The organism is Streptomyces sp. JLBG701, assembly GCF_058544905.1.
The window spans coordinates 4311929-4327162 of record NZ_CM178588.1 but is presented as its reverse complement, the minus strand read 5'-3'; the positions used below and the strand labels follow the sequence as shown (position 1 = coordinate 4327162).

At 68.0% G+C, this 15234-nt stretch carries 14 protein-coding genes and 2 tRNA genes; 6 read left to right on the top strand and 10 right to left on the bottom strand.

Annotated features, from left to right (window positions below):
* Positions 1–44: 44 nt before the first annotated feature.
* The 3 genes from glxA to AC5DRG_RS19785 form a co-directional block, all read right to left on the bottom strand.
* A complete protein-coding gene (gene glxA / locus AC5DRG_RS19795) occupies positions 45–1982 on the bottom strand; it encodes a radical copper oxidase GlxA (protein ID WP_491811880.1) in 1938 nt (645 codons plus the stop codon).
* Positions 1979–3961: a glycosyltransferase family 2 protein gene (locus AC5DRG_RS19790; protein WP_491811879.1), complete on the bottom strand. Its 1983-nt coding sequence runs from the start codon at positions 3959–3961 to the stop codon at positions 1979–1981. The genes glxA and AC5DRG_RS19790 overlap by 4 nt, the downstream gene beginning before the upstream one ends.
* Positions 3962–4407: 446 nt before the next feature.
* Positions 4408–4481, bottom strand: a tRNA-Lys gene (locus AC5DRG_RS19785).
* 165 nt (positions 4482–4646) lie between these two features.
* Here AC5DRG_RS19785 and AC5DRG_RS19780 point away from each other — a divergent pair.
* From AC5DRG_RS19780 to AC5DRG_RS19760, 5 genes are all read left to right on the top strand, one after another.
* Positions 4647–5978: a peptidoglycan-binding protein gene (locus AC5DRG_RS19780; protein ID WP_491811878.1), complete on the top strand. Its 1332-nt coding sequence runs from the start codon at positions 4647–4649 to the stop codon at positions 5976–5978.
* Positions 5979–6051: 73 nt separating this feature from the next.
* Positions 6052–7173 (top strand): SPFH domain-containing protein, encoded by a 1122-nt coding sequence (locus tag AC5DRG_RS19775; protein WP_491811877.1) that lies wholly within the window; start codon positions 6052–6054, stop codon positions 7171–7173.
* A gap of 125 nt (positions 7174–7298) precedes the next feature.
* Positions 7299–7904 carry a lytic polysaccharide monooxygenase auxiliary activity family 9 protein gene (locus tag AC5DRG_RS19770; RefSeq protein WP_491811876.1) on the top strand — a complete coding sequence of 202 codons (606 nt, stop codon included), beginning with the start codon at positions 7299–7301 and terminating at the stop codon, positions 7902–7904.
* An 87-nt stretch (positions 7905–7991) separates the two neighbouring features.
* A complete protein-coding gene (locus AC5DRG_RS19765) occupies positions 7992–8438 on the top strand; it encodes a DUF3592 domain-containing protein (protein WP_491811875.1) in 447 nt (148 codons plus the stop codon).
* Between the two features lie 51 nt (positions 8439–8489).
* A complete protein-coding gene (locus AC5DRG_RS19760; RefSeq protein WP_491811874.1) occupies positions 8490–10142 on the top strand; it encodes an AMP-binding protein in 1653 nt (550 codons plus the stop codon).
* Between the two features lie 71 nt (positions 10143–10213).
* On the opposite strand, the gene AC5DRG_RS19755 is transcribed toward AC5DRG_RS19760, so the two are convergent.
* From AC5DRG_RS19755 to ehuB, 6 genes are all read right to left on the bottom strand, one after another.
* Positions 10214–10287: transfer RNA gene (locus AC5DRG_RS19755), tRNA-Lys, on the bottom strand.
* 103 nt (positions 10288–10390) lie between these two features.
* Entirely contained in the window at positions 10391–11149 is a 759-nt protein-coding gene (locus AC5DRG_RS19750; protein WP_491811873.1) for an IclR family transcriptional regulator, read from the bottom strand.
* 196 nt (positions 11150–11345) lie between these two features.
* Positions 11346–12101, bottom strand: a complete 756-nt coding sequence (gene ehuA / locus AC5DRG_RS19745; RefSeq protein WP_491811872.1) for an ectoine/hydroxyectoine ABC transporter ATP-binding protein EhuA — start codon at positions 12099–12101, stop codon at positions 11346–11348.
* A complete protein-coding gene (gene ehuD / locus AC5DRG_RS19740) occupies positions 12091–12738 on the bottom strand; it encodes an ectoine/hydroxyectoine ABC transporter permease subunit EhuD (RefSeq protein WP_491811871.1) in 648 nt (215 codons plus the stop codon). Before ehuD ends, ehuA begins: the two co-directional genes overlap by 11 nt.
* Positions 12735–13403, bottom strand: a complete 669-nt coding sequence (gene ehuC / locus AC5DRG_RS19735; protein ID WP_491811870.1) for an ectoine/hydroxyectoine ABC transporter permease subunit EhuC — start codon at positions 13401–13403, stop codon at positions 12735–12737. Before ehuC ends, ehuD begins: the two co-directional genes overlap by 4 nt.
* Positions 13403–14329 carry an ectoine/hydroxyectoine ABC transporter substrate-binding protein EhuB gene (gene ehuB / locus AC5DRG_RS19730; RefSeq protein WP_491811868.1) on the bottom strand — a complete coding sequence of 309 codons (927 nt, stop codon included), beginning with the start codon at positions 14327–14329 and terminating at the stop codon, positions 13403–13405. Before ehuB ends, ehuC begins: the two co-directional genes overlap by 1 nt.
* Before the next feature lie 96 nt (positions 14330–14425).
* Between ehuB and AC5DRG_RS19725 the strand changes: the two genes are divergently transcribed.
* Complete coding sequence (locus AC5DRG_RS19725) at positions 14426–14920, top strand: DUF3830 family protein (RefSeq protein WP_491811867.1); 495 nt, start codon at positions 14426–14428, stop codon at positions 14918–14920.
* Between the two features lie 26 nt (positions 14921–14946).
* On the opposite strand, the gene AC5DRG_RS19720 is transcribed toward AC5DRG_RS19725, so the two are convergent.
* A complete protein-coding gene (locus AC5DRG_RS19720) occupies positions 14947–15234 on the bottom strand; it encodes a DUF1905 domain-containing protein (RefSeq protein WP_491811866.1) in 288 nt (95 codons plus the stop codon).

Sequence of the window (15234 nt, the reverse complement as noted above, 5' to 3'; positions counted from 1 at the left end):
CCGTGGCGGAGGGCGCCCCCAGCGTCGTAGCAACTCTCAAGGAATTACGGGACCTTGACCCACTGCGCCTTACTCGGCGTTCCTTGGTCGTCCGTGACGAACAGCATGTACCAGCCCGACTCGACCAAGTTCCGGTTCTTCGGGATCGTCACCGTGATCCCGTCCGCCGTCTTCTTGAAGTCCAGGGCGATGGACCGCTGGTCGACGTCCGTGACGTGGGTCGATGCGCTCGGGCGGATCAGGCGGGCCGTTTTGATCGACGAGGCGTGTTGGGACTTGAACGTGCCGGACGCGCCGCGAGCGATGGTCTGCGGGCCGCCTGACAGGGACGGCCGCGAATCCCGGTACAGATACGGCGGCGTGTAGATCTCGATCCGTTGCTCGAACTCGCCCGGCTTGGTGTTGGCCTTGTCCGCGTACAGGGAGTCCGAGCCGAAGAACATCACGCGGCCGTCGGGGAGCAGGAGTGAGCCGGAGTGGTAGTTGCGGCCCACCAGGGGGTCGGCGACCTTGTTCATCTCGCCGGTCTTCGCGTCGTAGATGCGCGCTTGGAGGATGTTGGAGTCGCCGCGGCCCCGGTAGTCCTCCGAACCGCCCGAGATGAGGACGGTGTCGTCGGGGAGGATGGAGGACTGCGGGTAGCGGGTGCCCTTCTCCAGTTCCGGGCCGTCCGTGAAACTCGGGTTGTCGTCGAGCAGGTCGATGATGCGGGTCTTGTTGCTGGACTCCTTCGACTCACCGACCCCGCCGCCGCCGATCACCATGTACTTCTCGTCCTGAGCCGGAGGCAACAGCACGGTGCCGGCCGTCTCCAGAAGCTTCTGGTCGCTCATCCCGGACAGCTTGGTGAACTTGTTGGTTTTGAGGTTCCAGATGCCCGGGTCCCGGCCCACGTCGTCGGGACCGTAGCCCGCGTTCGCGCCCGAGTAGAACATCTCGCCGTTCTGCATCAGCGAGATCGCCGGGTACGTCGGGAACTGCATGACGTCCTTGGTGTACGTCCACTTCTTGGTCTTCGGGTCGTACACCTCGTTCTTGCCCGGCACCAACTGCCCGATCTCGTCCAGGCCGGAGAGGCTGAGGATCTTGCCGTCGGACAGCGTCGTGAGCGTCGGGTACCAGCGGGCCTCGTTCATCGGGTCGACCTTGATGTACTTCTCGGCGACCGGGTCGAACTCGAAGGCGTCCCTGATGCCCTGGAAGTCCTTCTTGTCGAGGGCGAGCTTCTGCGCGATGCCGTACGTGTTGCGCGCGTCGGCGCCGGTCAGGCCCTGGATACGGTAGTTGTCCTGGGTGCCGGTCTCGTACTTGGCGCCACTCTGCTGGGCCTCGACGTAGATTCGGCCTAACCCAGGTTCATTGCGCAGGAACTTGCCGGTCGCCTTGTCGAAGACCTTGGTCGCGCGCTCGACGACGACCGGGTCCTTGGAGACGAACGTCTTGCCGTTCTCCTTGCCGGTGAACTTCGTGCCCGCCGGCAGGGTGATCGGCTTGTCCGGGTTCTCGTTGTGGACGATCATCAGGCCGCCGGCCTTGGTGACGTCACCCTTCAGCTTCTCGTACCGCTTGGTGCCGCCCGCGATCAGCAGGTTGCCGTTGGCGAGTTGGGTGTGCCCGGTGCAGAACAGGTCCTTCGGCGTGGGGACCTTCTTGATGGTGCCCTTGACCGGGTCCCAGATCCGCGTGTCGAACTTCTTGTCGTCGAAGTTGTCCTGGTCGTTGCCCGAACCGGCGATCAGCAGGACCTTGCCGGTGTGCAGCAGGGCCGCGTGGATCGTGTTCTGCCGGTACTCCTCGGGGAACTCGACGACGTCCCAGTGGCCGTTGTCCGCTTTGTACTCGGGTCTGTTGATCTGGTACTCGTGGTACTTCTCGGTCCCGACGCGGTACACCCACGGCCCGTTCATCCCGGCCAGCGCGAGTACCACCGCCGTGCCTATCGCGAGCCGACGGGCGCGACGGCGGCCTGCACGGTCGTTCATTCCTTACGTCCCCCAAGTCCACCAAGGGCGATCTGCATGGTCTCGTCGTTGTGCCCGCCAACGCCCCTGCCGCTGCCCTCACTTGACGTGGAGGCGACCCAACTGGGCTTCTGCTGCGGCGAGTGCTGAGCCGGCACCGTCGGCTGCTGCGCGGGCGCGGCGTCCTGCGGCTCGGCCTGCGGTGCGGCGCGACGCTTCCGGTCCTGCCGCATCATGTAACGCCACGCGAAGATCGGCGAGGCCGTGATCAGCAGGGCGAACGTGGCCCAGATGATCATCGCGGGGTGGACGTGCCCGTAGACGAAGCCCGCGGCGATGGAGGCGCCGAAGACCATGATGAAGAACAGGTGGATCCGGAAGGTCCCGAACAGCGTGTCCGGGCTCGCGGAGTCGCCCTTGGGCGTCACCACGAACTTGCTCTTGCGGCGCAGCACGGCGTCCATGAGCGAGCGGGCGTAGATCGGCGCGGACAGGGCCGACATCACCATGCCCGCCACGCCGCCCGACCCCTCGGGCTCGTGCGGGGAGACGTTGTGCCGGCGGTTCCAGATGTACAGGCCGATCTGGAGCGCGGAGGCGTTGCCGTAGAGCATCAGCCAGACCGTCGGGTCGATGTTCACACCCGAGGCGCCCAGACCCAGGAACAGCGCACAACTCAGCGCCGCCAGAATCCAGTTGAGGGCGGACATCGGGTAGAAGATGATCATCATCGTGTAGTTGAAGAGCTTGCCGGGCGGCAGCGAGTACCAGCCCTTCCAGTACTGCTTGAGGATCGTCTCGTACGTCCCCCGGGACCAACGCAGCTGCTGGGTGAAGAAGTCCGTCCAGGCGCCCGGGCCCTCACCCACGGCGAGCACGTCCGGCGTGTAGACCGAGCGCCACTTCTTGCCGGTGGCGGGGTTGCGGTGCCGGTGGATCTCGAAGCCGGTCGCCATGTCCTCGGTGATCGAGTCGTACAGGCCGCCGATCTGCTTGAGTGCCTTGATCCGTACGGCGTTTGACGTTCCCACGAACATCGGCGAGCCGTAGAAGTTGCCGGCCCGCTGGATCAGCGCGTGGAAGAGGAACTGCTGCGACTCGGCGGCCTTGGTGATGGGGTTGTCGTAATTGCCGTACACCTGCGGGCCGATGACGAAGCCGACGTTCGGGTCGCGGAAGAACCCGAGCATCCGCTCAAGGTAGTTGGGCAGCGGGACGTGGTCGGTGTCGACCGAGGCGAAGTAGTCGTAGTTCTCGCCGTGCGCGTCCAGCCAGGCGTTGTAGTTGCCGTGCTTGGTCTTGGCGCGGTGCGGGCCCTTGGCCTGGTTCCACTTCGCGATGCCCTTTCGGGTGAAGTGGTGCACACCCAGGCGCGCGCAGACCTCCTTCACCTCCGGATCGTCGCCCTCGTCGAGGAGCCAGACGTGCAGAAGGCCCCGGTGACGCAGCTTTACGGCCGCCTCCAGGGTCTTCGTCACCATCTCCAGCGGCTCCTTGCCGGGCACGAAGGAGGTCAGGAACGCCACTCTCGTGCCGGTCTCGGGCACCACCGGGATCGGGTCGCGGGCGACCAGGGTGGCGTGCGCGTTGGACAGCACGTTCATGCAGCGGAAGAACTCGATCAGACCGATCGAGACCAGCATCACGATGTCCAGCGCCGGCAGGAAGTCGTAGGCGGGATAGTCGCGTTCGGTCCAGTGCGTGGGCTGCAGCAGCCAGCCGAGCAGGATCAGCGAGAGCAGCGGCGCGGCGCCGAGCATGAGCGCGGCCCGCAGGCGGTGCGTCTCCTGCGAGAGCAGCGAGCGGTACCTGACCTTGTACGGCTTGTCCGGGTCGGGCTGGGTGAGGGGGCCCGCCAGGCGGCTGTAGTGCTCGTAGTCATATCTCGGCAGGGTCTTCTTGAGCCGGCCGAACGCTCCGGTCCGGTGCGAAGGCACTCTGAGCTGAGTGGTCTGGGACGGGTCGAAATTCTGCCGGGCGCCCGTCGGCGTCGACGTCATGAGTCATCCCCCCACACGCAGGTCACCGCGTGTCAGTGTCGTTTCGTTCGTCTGCGTCGGCCCCCCTAGACCTTCACAGACGCCTCATTGGTGAGCCGCGGCCCCCATGTCATCCTCACCCTATAGACACGGGACTGAGGCCTTCCGGTTGCATGATGCCCCCCTCGGCATCGCTTCATGAACGGGGCCCCTCTCCCCGTGGCTGAGGGCAACCGGCTCCGTACCCCCCTCAAGCGCCGCGTATCCGCAGCATCTTGAGAACCAGGGTTCTACGGCGTTCAGCATGATCGCAAGATGCGAAACGCGGTGTTTACCGGTCATACGCGTTCAATGTGGCGCCTGTGGGGGTCTTGTGGAGCCGATGTGGACGCTCCGCCCTTCCCGGCACGGATATGGGCATGGACATGCAAAAAGCCCCCCGCGGTCACGGAGGGCCTTGCTGTCGGTGCGCCGCCAGGGACTCGAACCCCGGACCCGCTGATTAAGAGTCAGCTGCTCTAACCAACTGAGCTAGCGGCGCCTGCTGACGTGAACAACTCTACCGGATGCCCGAGGGTGCTCCCGACCGCCCGCGAGGCCCGTGTACATCATTCGGACCGTCAACATGCGCGTCGGGATGACAGTTGAGAAACTGACGAACGTGCACATGCGCGGAGATTTGCATCTGGAGTGTGAGGGGAATCGCATGGAGGCTCCGGTATTCGAGGAATTCGATCCCGCGAGCGACTGCGACTGCCCCGGATGTGTCCACTGGCGGCGGGTTCTCCCGCATTCCCCCGGCGGCGGAACCGGCGGCCATCCGGCCGCACACCGGGCGCTGATCCTGGCGGCCGCGACGTCCGCCGCCCTCACCGCGGGCCATGCGGCACCGGCTCTCGCCGCCCCGCACGCACCCGCCCGTCCCGGCATTCCCGCAGGTGACGAGCCCGATACCCCGCAGGGCGGCAAGGCCCCGCTGCACGGCCCGGCCGGCACCCCGGCCAAGCCGAACGTCGTCAAGACGCCCGCGACGACCCGTGCGGAGATCATCAACCGGGCGAAGAAATGGGTCGCGGCCGGGGTGCCGTACAGCATGGGCGCCTACTGGTCCGACGGTTACCGGCAGGACTGCTCGGGCTTCGTCTCGATGGCCTGGCAGCTCCCCGGAAACGAATGGACGGGCAGTCTCGACGAGTACGGGGACCGCATTTCCAAGGAGGAACTGCTGCCCGGCGACATTCTCCTCTTCCACAATCCGTCCGACCCCGAGAAAGGCTCACACGTCGTCATTTTCGGCGGCTGGACGGACTACACGCACACCTACTACATCGCCTACGAGGAGACCCGCCCGTACGCCCGCCGGCAGGCCACCCCATACGCCTACTGGAGCCATTCCGACCGCTATCTCGCCTACCGCTACAAGGGGCTCGCGGCGGGCACGGCGGGTGCGAAACCGGACACCGGAATCGGCTCCGGCGCGGTGGCGACGCCGTATCCGGGAGCGGCGTACTTCGGCCCCGGCGCGAACAACAAATACGTCACCCAGCTGGGCCGTCTGCTCGTCGACCGTGGCGCGAAGGCGTACTACGCCTCCGGTCCCGGCCCACGCTGGTCGGACGCGGACCGGCGGGCCACCAGGGCCTTTCAGCTGGCGCAGGGGTGGACGGGCGCCGACGCGGACGGGTTGCCGGGGCCGCAGACCTGGGCGCTGCTCGTGTCCGGAAAGGGCCGCACCATCGTGTCCGGGACCCCCGGCCCGCAGGTGCCCGCCTCGCACGCCACCCCGTCCTCACATGGCGTCCCCGGCTATCCGGGCCGGGCCATGTTCCGGCCCGGGGCGAACAACAAGTACGTCACCCAGCTCGGAAAGCAGCTGGTGAAGAAGGGGTTCGGCAAGCACTACACGACCGGCCCCGGTCCCCGCTGGGGCACGGCGGACCGGCGCAACGTCGAGGCCTTCCAGCGCACCCAGGGCTGGCGGGGCGGCGCGGCGGACGGCTACCCGGGCCCGGAGACCTGGCGCCGGCTCTTCTCGTAACCCACCGATCTGACCCCCCATCTGAACCCCCTCACCTGTCCTGTGTTGTCTGGCGCGGAGGCTGGAGGCACCCATGAGTACGACCACTTCACACACGCCCGAGTCCGAGGGACCGGCCGACGGGGCCGCGCGCCCCGCCCGGCTCATCCAGAACGAGGCGACCACCGAGATCCCCGTCCACCTGCTTTTCCGCGACGAACCCGACCCCGTGTCGGTGCCGCTCAGGCCCGCCGTGGTGGGCCGCCGCCAGGGCACCGGCGAACAGCCGCGCTTCCGCCGACCGGTCCCGGCGAAGCCGCGCCCGGCGCCGGAGGTCGACCCCGACCTGGTGGAACGGTCGGCGCGGGTGCTGCCCGGGGCCGCGGGCGTGTTCGCCGGGGTCTGCGGAGTGGCCGGCTGTGTGCTCACCTCCTGGTGGGCGGGCGCGCTTCCGCCGTCGGCCGTGGAGGCGCTTCGGCTGCCGCTGTCCACGGGCGCCGGGCTGGGTCCCGCGCAGTGGGCGGCGTACGCCGGAGCCGGCGCGCTCGGCCTGTTCGGCTTCGGCGGTCTGGCCCGGGGCCGCACGGGCGGGGCCTGGGTGCTCGGCCTCTTCGGTCGCTACCGGGGCACGGTCCGGCGCACCGGCCTGCTCTGGGTCAACCCGCTGGTGCTGCGTCGCCGGGTCGACGTACGGCTGCGGCACTGGCGCAGCGAGCCGATGCCCGCCGCCGACGCGAACGGGGTCGCGCTGCGGGTGGTCGTCCTCGTGGTGTGGCGGGTGCGGGACACCGCGCGGGCCACGCTCGGGGTCGAGGACCACGAGACCTACCTGCGCGAGTGCGTGGAGGCGGCGCTCGCCCGGGTACCGGTGGAGCTGCCCGGCGCGGCGAAGGGCGCGGTCGACGTGGCCGGGGACGCGCTGACCCGGCTGGTGGCGGCGGACGCGGGGCCGGTGGGGCTTGAGGTGTTCTCGGTGCAGCCGGTGCGGGTCGAGTACGCCCCCGAGGTCGCCGCCGTGATGCACCGGCGCCGGATCGCCACGCTGGACGCGCAGCACCGGGCGACCGTGCTGACCTCGGTGGTGGACTCGGTGGAGGACACGGTGACCCGGCTGACCATGCGCGGGCTGGTCGAACTGGACGACTACGAGCGCAAGGCGCTGGTGAAGGACCTGACGGTGGCGTTCTGTTCGGGGCGTGGGGAATCGGGGTCGTAAATCGCCGGAGATGTCCCGGTGATTGGTATGGACATGCTCAAGTAGTCGCAATAATCTGGAACTTGGTCTAGACCTACCCTGCACAGCTCACCTGAACTTCCCCCACGTTCTCCAGGAGCGGCAGCATGCGCAGAAGGACCAAGTTGTATGCCGCCGTGGTGGGTCTCTCCGCCGGCGGAGCCCTCGTGCTCTCGTCCGGCGGGGCCAGCAGCCACGGCTACACCGACCTCCCGATCAGCCGGCAGAAGCTCTGCCAGAACGGCACCGTGACCAACTGCGGCGACATCCAGTGGGAGCCGCAGAGCGTCGAGGGCCCCAAGGGCTTCCCCGCCTCCGGGGCGGCCGACGGTCAGATATGTTCCGCGAACAACACCAGGTTCGCCCAGCTCGACAGCCCGACGACACCCTCGGGCGGAGCCTGGCCGACCACCAAGGTGACGGGCGGTCAGAGCTACACGTTCCGCTGGCAGTTCACGGCCCGGCACGCCACGACCGACTTCAGCTACTACGTCACCAAGTCGGGCTGGAACCAGAGCCACAAACTGGCCCGCTCGGACCTCAACACCACACCGTTCCTCAAGGTCCCGTACAACAACGCACAGCCTCCGGCCACCCTCTCCCACAGCGGCACCCTGCCGTCCGGGCTGAGCGGCCACCACGTGATCGTCGCCGTCTGGACGATCGCGGACACGAGCAACGCGTTCTACGCCTGCTCGGACGTCACCTTCTGAGCCCTGCTTGAGCAAATCAGGGCTCACCCACGGGTAGGTTCCCAGCACGCCCGCCGCTTTGGTGGCGTACGCACCGCGGGGGACCTCATGGAAGCACTGTTCTACGTCATACCCATGCTCATGATCGCCATCGCGGCCTTCGCCGCGACGAAGCTGCTCAGGCGCTCCGGTGAGATCCGCAGCGCCTGGAGCAGCGGGCTCACGGCCGAGGCGCGGTGTCTGCGGGCGTACGTGACGACAAGCAACGACTCCTCGACGCTGCACCACGTCTACGAGTTCGCGACGCGCGACGGTCGTGCCATCCGGTTCGAGGAGCCGCACGGACCGGCGACGACCGTCGAGGGCGACATCGTCACCGTGCACTATGTGGCCGATCGCCCCGAGCGGGCCACGGCCCATGCCCCGTCTCGCGGCAAGCTCGCGGCGGGCTCGGGGTGCGTGCTGGTGTTCTTCGGCGTGTTCATCGCCTTCTGCATCGTGTTCATGGTCATCGCCCACACGATCTTCTCGGTGACCGACGACTTCATGCCGTAGGGGGCCCGGAGGGCTCCCCATCTGACGGTACGTCAACTACCGTGCGCCCCCATGGAATCCACCAGGCGCGGCACGGTCGCGGAGCTCGTGGCGGAGCGGTGGGGCGACCATCGCCCGGGGCTGTGGTCGGAGGAGGGCGTGCTCACCCATCACGAGGTGGTGTCCGGCGCGGCGGCCCGGGCGGCCCTCCTGGCCGACCTGCTCCCGCCCGGCGCCCCGCCGCATGTGGGCGTTCTGCTCGACAACACCCCTGAGTATCCAATGTGGTTGGCCGCCGCCGCCCTCGCCGGCGCGGCGGTCGCCGGGATCAACCCCACCCGCCGCGGCCCCGAGCTGGCCCGCGACATCCTGCACACCGAATGCCGGATCGTCGTCACCGAGCGCACCCACCTCCCGCTCCTCGACGGACTCCAACTCCCCGGCGTACGCCTGCTGGTGACCGACACACACGCCTACGACGACCTGCTCGCGCCGTATACGGACGCCGAGCCCGACCCGTCCCACGCGAGCCCCGAAGACCGCCTCCTCCTCTACTTCACCTCGGGCTCGACCGGCGCCCCCAAGGCCGCGATCTGCACCCAGGGCCGCCTGGCGGCCGCCGGGCGCTCGCTGGTCGGCCACTTCGGCGTCCGCGCGGACGACGTCCACTACATCTGCATGCCGATGTTCCACGGCAACGCGGTGATCGCCGACTGGGCACCGGCGCTCGCGGCCGGGGCCGGGGTGGCGCTGCGCCGGCGGTTCTCGGCGTCGCGGTTCCTGGCGGACGTACGGGAGTACGGGGCGACGTACTTCACCTATGTCGGCCGTGCCGTGCAGTACATCCTGGCCACCGAGGAACGGCCCGACGACCGGGACAACCCGCTGCGGCTCGGTTTCGGCACGGAGGCCGGCGCGGTGGACGCGGCCGCCTTCGAGCGGCGCTTCGGGGTGCGGCTGGTGGAGGGGTACGGGTCCTCCGAGGGCGGGGCGGCGATCCAGTGGCGGTCGGGGACGCCCGAGGGGGCGGTGGGGAAGGCGGCGCCGGGCGACGATCTCGTCGTACTCGATCCGGACACGCACAAGGAGTGCCCGCCGGCCGCCTTCGACGACTCGGGGCGGCTGCTCAACGGGGAGGAATCCATAGGGGAGTTGGTGAACCGGGGCCCGAATCCCTTCGAGGGCTACTGGCGCAACCCGGAGGCGGACGCGGCGCGGAGGAGGGACGGCTGGTACTGGACCGGTGACCTCTTCTACCGGGACCCGGACGGCTTCCTCTACTTCGCCGGCCGCACCGACGACCGCCTCCGCGTCGACAGCGAGAACCTCGCCGCCGCGACGATCGAGAACATCCTCGCCCGCTACGACCGTGCTGTGGCCGTCGCCGTGTACGCGGTGCCGGATCCGGTGGCCGGGGACCAGGTGATGGCGACGCTGGCCGGGGGCTTCGACCCGTTGGGGTTCGCCGAGTTTCTGCTGGCCCAGCCGGATCTGGGGACGAAGATGGCGCCCCGGTTCGTGCGGGTGGTGGAGCGGATGCCGGTCACGGCCACGAACAAGATCCATCGGGCGGGGCTGCGGAGGGAGAGCTTCCGGTGCGCGGACCCGGTGTGGTGGCGGCCGCCGGGGGAGTGCGCCTATCGGAGGCTGACGGACGCGGACGTGGCCGGACTGGTGGAGGAGTACCGGGCGCGGGGGCGGGAGGGGCTGCTTCCACGGTCGTAGAAACGAGTGGGGAGCGAGGCACGGAACGAGGAAGGGCCCCTCGCGGTCGGTCGCGAAGGGCCCCTCATCTGTGCGCCGCCAGGGACTCGAACCCCGGACCCGCTGATTAAGAGTCAGCTGCTCTAACCAACTGAGCTAGCGGCGCATGACTCTCGTCCTCCGCCTTCGGCGGCTGACGACAGAGAAAATAATACCTGGTCCGGAGGGGTGCTCCGGACCAGGTATCGGACGGCTCGTGCGGGCGGCTCTCAGATGGCCAGCGACAGCAGTACGGGGGCGGCGCCCCGGTTCAGCCGGTCGGCGGCCTGGCGGAGCCGGTGCGCGTGCTCGACGGGCAGGGACAGGGCGAGGCAGCCCACCGAGGAGCCGGCGGTGATCGGGACGGCCGCGCAGACCGTGCCGATCGCGTACTCCTGGAGGTCGAGGTGGGGCACCGTGGCCGGCTGGGACTCAAGGCGGGAGAGCAGGAGCCGGTCGCTGGTGATGGTGCGCGAGGTGAGGCGGGCCATCTTGTGGCGGGAGAGGTGGTCGCGCCGGCCGTTGTGGTCGAGCTGGCCCAGGAGGCTCTTGCCGATCGCGGTGGCGTGCGCGGAGACCCGGAAGTCGACCCACTCGTTGACCGCCGGGGTGGTGGGGCCGTCGGCGTACTGCGTGACGTTGATCTCACCGTCGACGTACCGGCTGATGTAGACGGCGGCGCCCACCGAGTCGCGCAGCTGGTCCAGGGTGTGCTGGAGCTTCTCGCGCAGGGCCTGGTCACGGCCCTCCACGGAGGTCAGCCGGGTGAGTGCCTCGCCGGTGACATACGCGCCACCGGTGATCTGCTCGACGTATCCCTCACGGCGCAGCATGCGCAGGAGCGGGGTCAGGCGATCGGAACCGAAGCCGGTCTGGCGGACGAGTTCGGTGTCGGTGACACCGGTGGAGTGCCGTGCCACCGTCTCCAGGACACGCAAAGCGTCCTGGGCCGAGTGATACGGCGCGGTCGGCTCGTGCTTCAGCGCCACGGTGTTCCCCCTGCGCTCGCTTTTTGGGCCGTAATCCGGACAGCGAATCCTCTCCACGATAGCTGCCAAAAGGCCGGTAGTGGGCGCCTGTTGACGAGATTCCGACTCCCTCAACAGGGGCGCGAACACTCTGGCATATGCCAGAGACATGATCCAGTGCTCAGACCTCGGTTCTTGTCGCTTTCACTACTTGTAGTCAAAGCACCGCGCCGAGAAACTCGCGGGTTCGTTCCTGCTCGGGTTCGCCGAAGATCTTCTCCGGTGGGCCCGACTCGATGATCCGGCCGGAGTCGAACATCAGGATCTGGTCCGAGATGTCCCGGGCGAAGTTCATCTCGTGGGTCACGCAGAGCATCGTGATGTCGGTGGTGCGGGCGATGTCACGGAGTACGTCGAGGACGCCCGCGACCAGCTCGGGATCCAGCGCCGAGGTCACCTCGTCGAGCAGCAGTACCCGGGGTCGCATCGCCAGCGCCCGGGCGATCGCCACCCGCTGCTGCTGGCCGCCGGACAGCTGGGTCGGGTACTTGTCGAGGTGCTCGGTCAGACCCACCAGTTCGAGCAGCTCGCGGGCCCGCTGTTCGGCCTCGTCCCTGGACAGGCCGAGGACGGTGACCGGGGCCTCGGTGATGTTGCGCAGCACCTTCATGTTCGGGAAGAGGTTGAACTGCTGGAAGACCATCCCGATCTTCTTGCGGACCTCGCGGACCTGCTTCTCCGGCGCGGGGAAGAGCCGCTCCCCGTCGACGGTGATCGTGCCGTCGTCCGGCTTGGTCAGCGTCATCAGCAGCCGCAGGATCGTGGTCTTGCCGGAGCCGGACGGGCCGATGAGCGTGACGTGCTTGCCCGCGTCCACGGAGAGGTCGAGCCGGTCGAGGACGGTGTGGTCCCCGAACCGCTTGGTGACGTGGTCGAGGTGGATCAGCTTCTCGGGATTGATGTCAGCGGACAAGGCGTCGCTCCAGGAATCGGATCAGGAGGGAGGCGGGGTAGGCGATGAGGATGAAGGCCACGCCCACGACCGTGAGTGCCTCCGTGGTGAAGGTCTCGTTGCTGAAGGCCTGGGCCTCGCCGAGCATGTCGAAGGCGCCGATGGTCGCGATCATCGGGGAGTCCTTGAGCATGGCGACGACGTAGTTGCCCAGCGGCGGCACGACGCGGCGGATCGCCTGCGGAAGGATCACCGCACGCCAGGTGCGGCCCTTGGACAGGCTCAGGGCCGTGGCCGCCTCCCACTGGCCGACGGGGACGCCGTCGATGCCGGCGCGGTAGACCTCGGCGGTGTAGGTGGAGAAGTGCAGTCCCAGGCCGACGATGCCGGTGGTGAGCGGCGACATCGACGGGCCGAAGTTCGGCACCACGTAGAAGAGGAAGAAGAGCTGCACCAGCAGCGGTGTGTTGCGGATGAACTCCGTGACGGCGACGACCGGCCGGCGCACCCAGACCTGGGTGGACCGCTGAGCCACCGCCCACACCAGGCCCAGTGCGAAGGCGATCAGCGTGCCGAGGGCCAGGGCCTGCAGGGTGACCAGCACGCCGTCCCAGAAGCGCGGCATGAAGTCGTCCACGACTTGCCAGTCCCAGTTCATCCCATACCTCCCGCGGACTGCCCGATCCCGGCCTTCGCCCTGCGCTCCACCAGCCGCATACCGCGGGTGATGGCGAAGGCGAGAACGAAGTAGAGGACCAGCAGCAGGGTGTAGACCGGGGTGGTCTCATTGGTGCCCAGCCGGAGCAGATTGCCGGCGAAGGTCATGTCGGCCACCGTGATGATCGAGACCAGGGCGGTGCACTTCAGCAGCTCGATCAGCAGGTTGTTGAACGGCGGCACCATCTCGGGCCACGCCTGGGGCAGTTCGATCAGGCGCAGCCGCTGCAGGCGGGTGAAGTTGAGGGCGATGCCCGCTTCCTTCTGCTCCGGGGCGACGGCGGCCAGGGAGCCACGGACGACCTCGGAGCCGTAGGCGCCGTAGGTGAGGCCGAGTGCGCTGACGCCGGCCCACATGGGCACCAACTGCCAGCCGAAGAGGGGCAGTGCGAAGAACATCCAGAACATCAGCACCAGCGCCGACGTGCCACGGAAGACCTCGAAGTAGACCCCGGCGAGGAAACGGACGATCCAGTACCGCGACGTGCGCGCGAGACCGATCCCGAACGAGATGGCCGCGCCGAGAGCCGTGGCGTACACCGTCACCTGGATGGTGACCCAGACACCCGGCAGGAACCAGGTGGTGAAGAACTCCGAACTCATCATCAGCCGCACAGCTCCTTCGCCGTGAGATCGGTCATGTCGGCCTTGCCGAAACCGAAGGGGCTGACGAGCGCGAGAAGCTCCTTGTAGTCGTTCGCCTTCAGCCGCAGCAGCTGCTCGTTGAACGCGTCGCGGAAGTTCTTCTCGGACTGCCGGAAGGCGAATCCGCCCGCGCCATAGGCGGGCTTGCCGTCCATCACGGGCTGGAAGGGATCGGTCGTAGAGACCCGGTCGGATCCCTCCACCGCGCTCTTGACCGTGATCCGGGTACCCGCGAAGGCGTCCACCCGCCCCTGGCTCACCGCGTCGAGGCCGGCCACCTGGTCCGGCAGGACCAGGACATCGCCGATGCCCGCGGCCTCGGCGTAGTCGATCTGGGCGTAGGCCTTGCCGGAGGCGAGTTTGAGCCCCTTCTTCTTCACATCCGCATACGTCTTGATGCCGTGCGGATTGCCCTTCTTGACGATGAAGGCGTCCAGCATCAGATAGTCCGGATCGGAGAACAGCACCTGTTCGCATCGAGGGGGATTGATGTACATCCCGGCGGACACCACATCGAACTGCCGTGCCTTCAGCCCGGGAATGAGGGCGCCGAAATCCACGGGCACCGGCTTGACCTCGTCGATGCCGAGCCTCTTGAAGATCACCTTCGCGATCGCGGGGGCTTCTCCGGTGGCCTGTCCGTCGTCTCCGACGTAACCGAAGGGCGGCTCGCTGGCGATGCCGATCTTCACGGAACCCTGATCGCGCAGGGTGTCCAACAGGCTGCCGCCCAGCACCTTCCCTTCACCGGGGACGCGGCTGCAGCCGGCCATCCCGAGACTTCCCGCCGCGCTCAGCGACACCGCCCCGGCGAGCAGCGAGCGGCGGCTGGGCCCTCTACGTGATCCATGGTCGGTTCCTGATCGGTTTGCGTGTGGTCGAGCCATGGCCGCGCGGCTACCCGACTTCACGCCAGTCATGCGGGCCCTTTCCGGCCCCGTCCTCACGAAGGCACCCTTGACCGCGGGTGGACCATGGAACACATGGCTGACCGATACATCGAAGTCTCGCTGGTCAAGCGGGGGATCACCTGTACGGCAAAGCTGCTGGACGATCGCGCACCGGTCACGTGCGCGGCCGTATGGAATTCCCTCCCGCTCGCCGGCGACGTCTACCACGCGAAATACGCACGCAACGAGATCTACGCCCTTTTCCCACCCTTCGCGACATCCGAACCACCCCTGGAAAACCCGACAGTCACCCCCATCCCCGGAGATCTCTGCTATTTCTCCTTCGCGGGCGCGGAATTGGGCACGAATTCCTACGGCTACGACCGCGAGGTCCGCGCGGACACCACGCTGGTGGACCTGGCCCTCTTCTACGAACGCAACAACCTGCTCCTCAACGGCGACGTGGGCTGGGTGCCCGGCATCGTCTGGGGCACGGTGACCGACGGCCTGGAGGAGATGGCGCAGGCGTGCAACGACCTGTGGCGGACGGGGGCGGCGGGGGAGACGCTGAGCTTCCGGCGGGCGTAGTCGGAGTAGCCGGAAAGGCCCAACTCCTAGAAGCGGACGGTCATTTCCACCGTCACCTCGTCACCCGCCGAGATCCCCTGCGGCTTGCGCACCGCGTTCTTGAGGGGCAGCAGATAGCCGCCGTCCTTGGGAAAGAGCGAGGTCTGGAAGGCGACCTCGCCGATCCGTGCCTCGACCGGGATCACACCCCACCCATACGTGGCCATCGAGGCCACCTCCCCGATGTCGGAGGACTCCTCGGCGGGCACGGGGATGAAGTAGTAGGGCGCCGGTCCGCGCCATTCGATCACCTGGCTGGTGAAGACGAGATCCAT